Genomic DNA, 2056 nt, shown 5'->3' with positions numbered 1-2056 from the left:
CCCTCCCGCCGAGCGGGGTCAACCCGGTAAAAACGGTCGAAGAGCTTCTCTAGATGCTCTGAGCTGATTGTGTCCCCTGGGTTCTCGATACTGAAGGTAGTGGAGTCCTCTGTCTCGCGGATCAGAACCGAAATTGTCTGTCCCGCCGGCGTGTAGCGCAGCGCATTGGACAGCAAGTTGGATAGCGCGCGATCAAGCATCAGCCGATCTCCCAGCACTTGGCCTTTGCCTGTGAGCGATAGCTCAATGCCGCGCTCTTCGGCCAGAAGGTGGTAGTAGTCAAACAGCTTGAAGACTACGTCAGCCAGTTCGATCCTGGCCTGCTCGGGGATGATCAGGCCATTATCAGCCTTGGCCAAGAACAGCATGTCATCAATCATCCGAGACATGCGCTTCAAGTCCTCCAGGTTGGAGTACAGATTCTCCTCATAGGCATTGATATCGCGTTTTTTACTCAGCACGACCTCGGTGTGGGTCATCAGGTTGCTAACGGGCGTGCGTAGCTCGTGGGCAATGTCGGCCGAAAAATTGGAGAGCCTAACGAAGGCATCCTCTAGCCGAGCCAACATCGCATTGAAGGATAGAACCAGTTGCTGAAGTTCCCGCGGCACTGGTTCGAGAGGGATTCGTTCCTGTAACGAGCGAGCGGACATCCCGGAGGCCACATGAGTGACTTGCCGCAGAGGCCTAAGGCCGCTGCGAGCAACCACCCAGCCGAGCGCGGCACTGAACAGGGCACTGATGACCAATCCAATCCAGAACCATCGTTGCAGCGTGTCGAAAAAGTGTGTGTGATTGGTGACGTCAAGAATCAGCAAAGCTGTGAGCGGCTCAGCCTGATCGGCTACCGAGATTTGCGCCGTCATGCCGCGGTACATGTGTTGGCCGTTCTGCCACTCCCACATGCTCTGCTCATTTTCACGTCTGAAACGCTCTGGTACTTCGACTGCTCTGGGGTCGGAGAACAGTACAGAACCGTCACTGGCCAGGATAGTGGCCGCCAGATCCTGATGGGCTCCCAGCAAGGCTCGCAACTGCGGTAATTCTTCCGAAAGGCTCGCTTCACCGCGAGCATTGTTGAGGATATGTTTGGCGGATTCGAGTTTCTCCACCAGGGCCTGCCGATCCAGCATCTTGAAGTGGTGCTGGCTGAGCATATTGAAACTCAGCCCTGCTACCGTCAGGACTGCAATTACCGCGGACATGAACATCAGGCTCATGCGTGCTGTCAGCGAAAGGTGCTTCATATTCACTCCGGCGCATCCATCATGTATCCCATGCCGCGGGCGGTATGAATCAGCTTGAGATCGAAATCGTCATCGATTTTTGCGCGTAGCCGGCGTACCGCAACCTCAATGACATTGGTGTCGCTGTCGAAATTCATGTCCCAAACCTGAGAGGCAATCAGCGACTTCGGGAGCACCTCGCCGCGCCGGCGCAGTAGCAGTTCCAGCAGTGAAAACTCCTTCGCGGTCAGGTCAATTCGTTTACCGCCGCGGATGGCGCGACGCTTCATCAGATCGACTTCCAAATCGGCAATTTTCATCGTTGTTTGCGTGGGTGAGCCATTGCCTCTACGCAGCAGCGTTCTGACCCTGGCCAGAAGCTCTGAGAAAGCAAATGGCTTGATCAGGTAGTCGTCCGCACCCAGCTCCAACCCTTTAACGCGGTCTTCCACACCATCGCGTGCCGTCAAGAACAGTACGGGGACGTCTTTTCCTGCTGCGCGCAACATGCGCAGCACTTCCCAACCGTCCAGCCCAGGCATCATTACATCCAGAATTAGCAGGTCATAGGCTTCGCTAAGTGCATGCTGAAGGGCATCTGTACCGGTCATAACCCGGTCGACATTGAACCCAGCCTCGGTGAGACCTTGCTGGAGGTACGTACCGGTTTTGGGTTCGTCTTCAGCTACCAGTAGTTTCATGTGTGCAGACTCCAAAAGTCGGGTGGCCTGAGTTTGCAGGCAAACCGCGGCCCCAACCAGAAGCTTACGAAAATGTAATTCTGACTTCAGCTCACTGACAGGGTGGCTTGTCTAGGGTGCAAGCATGAG

At 55.4% G+C, this 2056-nt stretch carries 2 protein-coding genes; both read right to left on the bottom strand.

The window, feature by feature from the left end; all coding sequences use genetic code 11:
• On the bottom strand, positions 1-1247 hold a 1247-nt coding region (locus tag ACN8M7_RS25885), incomplete at its 3' end, for a heavy metal sensor histidine kinase (protein ID WP_490262619.1).
• A gap of 2 nt (positions 1248-1249) precedes the next feature.
• Complete coding sequence (locus ACN8M7_RS25880) at positions 1250-1927, bottom strand: heavy metal response regulator transcription factor (protein WP_004374688.1); 678 nt, start codon at positions 1925-1927, stop codon at positions 1250-1252.
• Positions 1928-2056: the final 129 nt, after the last annotated feature.

Source organism: Pseudomonas spartinae, assembly GCF_965197125.1.
Lineage (GTDB): Bacteria > Pseudomonadota > Gammaproteobacteria > Pseudomonadales > Pseudomonadaceae > Aquipseudomonas > Aquipseudomonas composti_A.
Note: the sequence above shows the minus strand (reverse complement) of the source record. Positions and strands in the feature narration are given on the sequence as shown.

What these genes read in the sequence shown, in the direction of transcription:
- ACN8M7_RS25880 (WP_004374688.1), bottom strand. Translation starts at nt 1,927, where the DNA reads ATGAAACTACTGGTAGCTGAAGACGAACCCAAAACCGGTACGTACCTC.